Below are 6,041 nucleotides of genomic sequence, written 5' to 3'. Positions count from 1 at the left end.
TTCTTACGGACGTGAGGGTTCAAGTCCCTCTCTTCGCACCAACAGATTGTTTCTTCTTCCTCAGCTAGTCTTCTTCAAATCCCTTTGTTTTACTTTTTACCATTTCCCTTTCAATTCAAATAATCTATCGCTCGTACACCCGCATATTAAATCCCAAAATAATTGTAATTTAATGAAATTGTCGCTAATCCTCCCGCCAGAGCCAGCCCTGATGGAAGCAGCACATAGTTGCGCAGACGTGGATTAAACAGCATCGCCAACGTGACCAACATGGCCAGCACCATCATGCCTTTTAAAAAAGATAAGTTGAGATTGGAAACAATCAGCATGGGGAGCACTAACGTCGGCAAGCTTATCCCCCAAATCCCGCTGAGCGATTTACAAGCCCATAAACTTATCCCCCACACCACCAGAAACGCCATCGCAGCAATCAGCATAATCCGCACCATAAATGATAATAATTCCCAATATCATATACTGACTCATGGACCGTTTCACCCATGAATTATGTATGTGTAAAGGCATTAGATCGGCAGGACACGCAAAGGCACTGTACGATATTTACTCAAAAAAAGGCGATATAACCCACATTGATTACAAGCGCATGACATCTTAGATCAAAGCTGTTAGTTTTATCGCCACATCAGACATCCCTAAGAAAATTCTTGTCTAACAGCTAACATATTACTGCCATTTTCTATTTTTATTTTGAGCGATATTGACAGTCACGAGCCTTATTTAATGAACGCAAAAAACTACGACGACCTATTAAATAGCAAAAGCCATATGACATTCCTGCTATTTATCCTGTTAAATGGTGCTACATCGTTTTATGCGCTGCTCAATCCATTACAGACAGATCCGCCGTATACGATTGCAGGCATTGGCGTTTTTGTCTTTTGCCTATTCTCGTCCATATCATTGATATGGCATCGCGACAAATATCTGCTGAAGCTCAACGTTGCTTCTCTATTGCTAGGATTGCTATGGTCGTTTCATATAGCAGCTAAATATCAGCATGTTGATGCCAACAGCCATGAGTTTTTATTGATCAATCTGTTCAGCATATTTTTTATTGCAGCCGTCACGCTTTCTGACAACTTATTAGCGTTTTGCCTTAATGCCGTTCCCGTCGCAATAACCGTTATTGTGTTGGAAGATTTCCACAATATGATGCGTATTTTATTCGTTCTCACATTACCGATCATTGCGTTGTCATTGCATCACGCAATGACGCGGCGGCGTGAGGCATTTACACGTAGGCTAGTTACTCAGTTGGAGCAAGACAGGGCCCGCTTCAGCGATCTCAGCATGATTGATCCCCTTACCACGCTGCTTAACCGCCGTGGCCTCGAGTTTCAATTCCACCATATGGGCAGCGATTGTGACACCGAGCATAAACACTTTGTCGTCATGTTAGATATTGATTTCTTTAAACTCTATAACGATCACTACGGACATCAATACGGTGATATAGCATTAAAAAGCATTGCTCAAATTATCAAAGAAGCCGTTCGTACTAGAGATTTAGCCATTCGTTATGGCGGTGAAGAGTTTTTGCTTATTTTACGCGATGCGTCTGAAAGTCTCGCGATACAAATATGTGAGCATATTCGTTTGCATGTAGAACAGTTGGCGTTAATCAATGAATACCAGCCAAATGGAAGCAACGTGGTAACAATTTCAGCGGGGCTTTCAGAGATGCATGGCAATAATTTAGAAAATGCCATAACGCGTGCCGATCAAGCGCTGTACATATCAAAACAGAAAGGTCGTAATAGAGTTTTATTGCAAAAAGAAACCTAATTTCTTTTTATAATCTGCTAGATAGGAAAATAGTTTCTATCTAGCCAAGCGCAACCTATCCGCTATCCGTAGATAAGTTGATTGAAACATAAATTATTAAAAAAAATATAGTCCCGTAACGTAACTCACCGTTCCTTACTTGCCGATATTATGGCGCCAACGATGTTTAAACCGTTCATGTAGCTTGGTCATCACCAACGATTTTCAATTTTCACCTAAATGAGCGCTATGACACATTTCGTTCAACCACCATCTTGCGATTGATAATAGTTATCAGTACTATTGCGTTTTGATACTTGATCTCTAGGGTGTTGTGGTGAAGATAACTGCGCTGACTGAATTTGATGCCTACTTTCCAGCCGTCTTTCCTGCTTTTCCGCCAGAAGCGGAAGAGCTGACTGCGCTTTTTAGCCAGCATGCCCTTCATTTTCTCACTACGTTCTTGATCGATGAATCCGCAGCTAGCCACGATTTATCAGCTATGCAATGGTCAACGGCAGAAACCTACGCCAAGCTCATGGCAAACTATCAGCAAGAGCACTACGCTGAATACCCTGATAAAACGCCGGAAGCCAAACCGTTAGAATCCCTGTGGGCGCAGTGGTATTTTGGTTTATTAGTGCCGCCGATGATGCTGTTGCTACTTCAGCAATCAGCCCCTCTCGATCCACATATTCGGCAGTTCAAAGTTCGCTTCCATGAAAGTGGACGCCCAGAGGCATTTATCTATTATCCGCAGTTAATAGCCGGTGACGCCCGTAACAGCACTCCTCTACAACGTATGGTGTCCTTAGTTGAGCGTCATCTGATTCCAGCGGTAAACGCCATTGCGCGCCAAGGCGTTTTAAACGCTAAGCTGATGTGGAGCAATATTGGCTATGTGATGCATTGGTATTTAGGGGAATTACGTCCCCTGATTGGTGATGTGCTTTTCTCACAGCTCGAACAGTCTCTCTTTTTCTCCGCCTCTTTCCCCGACGGCCAAGACAACCCACTCTATCGCACCGTACTGATGCGTAACGGTACTATTCAGCGCCGAACCTGCTGCCAACGCTACAAGCTGCCCAAGATGAAAGAGTGTGGTGATTGCCCGCTCACCTTAGGCTAGAAAAGTAGAGTCAACTTAAAACATTCTTATCTATTACTGCTAAATCAAGTAATAACTTTCTTGATCGGCGTCAGAAGAACGCCCTATTCGTTACGTATCCTAGTGTGACTTCAAAACAAAGGATATGTTTTCAATGAATTGGTATATCAAGGTATTAAAAGATTACGCTAATTTTAGTGGTCGGGCCCGCCGCAAAGAATATTGGATGTTTGGCCTTATCAACGGCATCGTGTGCGGGATCATATTTGCACTAGAGCTCATATCAGGCAGCGCTATCATAAACATTATCCTGATCTTGTATGTACTTGCGATTGTCATCCCTTGTATGGCGCTCACCGCCAGAAGATTGCATGACACCGAGCATTCGGGCTGGTTTTACTTCGTTAGCTTCATTCCTTTAGTTGGACCAATCATTCTACTGATCTATCTCTGCAAAGCAGGGTCCACGGGCGCCAACCGTTATGGCGCAGACCCAAAAGCTGAGCAACCTGCTAGCATCATTCAATAAGATCTCCTCACCACTAACCCACTCATCGGTGGGTTAGATCTTCTTATATATAAATAGAATTAATAGCTCCTCTGCTAATAACCGTTACTCAACTAATTTCATTGAGTTATTTATGGTTATTCTTAAATTACTCTCATGAATTCGTGACAGAGATCACAAAGAAAAATAGTTTTCCCTCATCAGCTCGAAGAAAAGCTACCAAAGCTAACGAGAATAATTATCATTCTGTATCGCATTTGATATAGCGATGTCATTGACTGGTTAACATCCAGCGATGACCAGATTGCCCACAATTAATTATTAGATCTTCGTGCTTTTTCAAGCAGGGATAATTAGATGAAATACAAAGCGTTTATTAACTCTTCGTTGAAAGCGGCGTTGCCAATCGGTTGTTTGGTATTCCCTTTGAGCGTCTTCGCAGATACAGCAACAAATACTGCAGCAGCAGACGATGCAGACAAAATCGTTGTCAGCGCCAAATCCAGCCTCCCACCTCTGGGAAGCTACGAAAATACCGGCACCAAATCAGATCTAACCGCGCAAGATACTCCACAAACCATCAACACCGTTGAAGGCCAAGAGCTTGATGAGCGCGGGATAAGCTCACTAAACGAAGCGCTGCGCTACGTATCGGGCGTAACCACTGAAAACCGTGGTGGTGCTATCACCCGTTTTGATGAATTCACTATTCGTGGATTCAAAAACAGCGAAAACTATCTCGACGGCCTACAACTGCCTTACAACGAATGGAACATTCAAGGCCAAGTTGATACCTACATGCTCGATCGTATCGAAGTCATGAAAGGCCCCGCATCAGTTTTATACGGTAACGCCTCACCAGGCGGTATCGTCAACATGATCAGTAAGAAACCACAGAAAAACCAAAATACCGATGTGGAATTCGATACCGGCAGCGATAATCGTCGCGAAGGGAAAATCGATTCAACCGGACAAATTGGCGATAGCGACGTCAGCTACCGCTTTGTGGGCTTGGCCGGTGCCGTTGATGGGCAGGCCGAGGGCTCCAAAGATGAACGCTATCTGTTAGCGCCTTCTCTGCGTTGGGATATCGACGATAACAATAGCCTGTTGCTACAAGCTTTCTTCCAGAACGATCCTAATGCCGGCGTTTATACCTCTCTGCCAGGCGAAGGCACCTTCAAGTATTCTCCTTACGGCAAACTGCCAACTGACGTTTATCTGGGCGATCACAATTGGGAAGCCTACAAGCGTAAACAAGAATCTGTCGGCTACCAGTTCGATCACCGCTTCAGCGATGAGTGGTCTTTCACGCAGAAAGCCCGCTTTATGCATATCACGGCCTATCAGGAAAACACCTACAGCACCGGTCTTGCTGATGATGGCCGCACTCTCGGTCGTCGTATGTACATGACCGATGAGAGCATGGATTCCTTCAACATTGATAACCAGATTGCCGGTAAATTTGATACCGCGTTCCTGCGCCACAATGTGTTGCTGGGCTTCGATTACCAGTGGCAGAACAACAAAACCGAGTATCAGGATGCCGCTGCGCCAAGCATCGATATCTTCGATCGCAATAACCACGAAATTAACCGCGGCAATATTGCCTGGGATCCGTCGCTGGCCACCAACGTGCGCTATTCAATGCACCAGAACGGCTACTACTGGCAGGATTCTATCGATCTCGACAAGCTAACCATCTTGGCCGGTGGTCGTTATGACCAATACGAGAAGCGCACCTACGGCCTGCAATACGGTGCCAATACGGATGAAACCTTCTCTCAAAGCAAATACACCCAGCGCTATGGCGCAATGTACCACTTTGAAAACGGCATCTCCCCGTACGTTGCTTACTCTGAAGGCTTTGAGCCTTTAGCTGGGCGTAACAAAAGCGGTGGCTCTTACAAACCAGAAACCAGCAAGATGTGGGAAGGTGGGGTGAAATTTGCCACACCAAGCCAGAACACCATCTTCACGGCCGCTGTGTTTGATATCAAAAAAGAGAACGCGCTGACGTCTAACCCGAACGGCGTTGATCCATACGAGAAGTATCAAAGTGGCGAAATCGAGTCGAAAGGCTATGAGTTTGAACTGCGTACTTCCCCGCTGGAAAACCTGCTGTTGACGGCGAACTACGCTTATACCGACGTGAAAATTACCGAAGATGCTAACAAGGCATTGATCGGCAACCGTCCGGTACAAACGGCTAAAGACAACGCGAGCGCATGGGCTAACTACACCATTGACGATACTTTCCTGCGCGGGCTCACCGTCGGTGCGGGTATCCGTTACATCGGTCGTATGGAAGCTAACCAGAGTAATACTGAGCAATTGCCAGCCGTTACGCTGTATGACATGGCAGCATCATATGAGTTAGGTAACTTAACGCCTGCTCTGGATAACGCCACGCTGAAAATGGCGGTGAATAACATCACTGACAAACGCTACGTCGCAAGCTGCTACGACAGCAATAACTGCTGGTTCGGCGCAGAGCGATCCGTGGTCGTGGGTGTGAAATATTCCTTCTAAGTACATCTAAAAATAGGGATGCCGAGCATTTCGGCATCCCTGAATAAAAATACCTTTTAAATTAATTCATTGGCGATTTAGCGCCAGATTCACAACCCGTATCCGCAA

At 45.2% G+C, this 6,041-nt stretch carries 5 protein-coding genes; 4 read left to right on the top strand and 1 reads right to left on the bottom strand.

Annotation, left to right across the window (positions count from 1 at the left end; genetic code table 11):
- Positions 1 to 146: 146 nt before the first annotated feature.
- Positions 147 to 437 carry a DUF1435 family protein gene (locus RSC70_RS19150; RefSeq protein ID WP_040046230.1) on the bottom strand — a complete coding sequence of 97 codons (291 nt, stop codon included), beginning with the start codon at positions 435 to 437 and terminating at the stop codon, positions 147 to 149.
- A 304-nt stretch (positions 438 to 741) separates the two neighbouring features.
- Between RSC70_RS19150 and RSC70_RS19145 the strand changes: the two genes are divergently transcribed.
- The 4 genes from RSC70_RS19145 (at position 742) to RSC70_RS19130 (ending at position 5,933) form a co-directional block, all read left to right on the top strand.
- The gene (locus RSC70_RS19145; protein WP_332543196.1) at positions 742 to 1,806 is read left to right on the top strand and encodes a GGDEF domain-containing protein; all 1,065 of its coding nucleotides are present in this window, start codon (positions 742 to 744) and stop codon (positions 1,804 to 1,806) included.
- A gap of 316 nt (positions 1,807 to 2,122) precedes the next feature.
- On the top strand, positions 2,123 to 2,914 hold the full coding sequence (gene fhuF / locus RSC70_RS19140; RefSeq protein WP_282808916.1) for a siderophore-iron reductase FhuF: 792 nt from the start codon (positions 2,123 to 2,125) through the stop codon (positions 2,912 to 2,914).
- 133 nt (positions 2,915 to 3,047) lie between these two features.
- The gene (locus tag RSC70_RS19135) at positions 3,048 to 3,422 is read left to right on the top strand and encodes a DUF805 domain-containing protein (RefSeq protein ID WP_332543190.1); all 375 of its coding nucleotides are present in this window, start codon (positions 3,048 to 3,050) and stop codon (positions 3,420 to 3,422) included.
- A 336-nt stretch (positions 3,423 to 3,758) separates the two neighbouring features.
- Positions 3,759 to 5,933, top strand: a complete 2,175-nt coding sequence (locus RSC70_RS19130) for a TonB-dependent siderophore receptor (RefSeq protein WP_025799055.1) — start codon at positions 3,759 to 3,761, stop codon at positions 5,931 to 5,933.
- Positions 5,934 to 6,041 lie beyond the last annotated feature (108 nt).

Origin of the sequence: Hafnia sp. (genome assembly GCF_036648275.1) — a bacterium.
In the GTDB taxonomy this organism is placed as follows: Bacteria; Pseudomonadota; Gammaproteobacteria; order Enterobacterales; family Enterobacteriaceae; genus Hafnia; species Hafnia alvei.
This window is presented reverse-complemented; position numbering and strand designations above follow the sequence as displayed.

Bases quoted from the DNA above. Each gene is read 5' to 3' on its own strand.
- RSC70_RS19130 (WP_025799055.1), top strand. From the start codon at position 3,759: ATGAAATACAAAGCGTTTATTAACTCTTCGTTGAAAGCGGCGTTGCCA.
- RSC70_RS19150 (WP_040046230.1), bottom strand. From the start codon at position 437: ATGCTGATTGCTGCGATGGCGTTTCTGGTGGTGTGGGGGATAAGTTTA.
- RSC70_RS19135 (WP_332543190.1), top strand. From the start codon at position 3,048: ATGAATTGGTATATCAAGGTATTAAAAGATTACGCTAATTTTAGTGGT.
- RSC70_RS19145 (WP_332543196.1), top strand. From the start codon at position 742: ATGAACGCAAAAAACTACGACGACCTATTAAATAGCAAAAGCCATATG.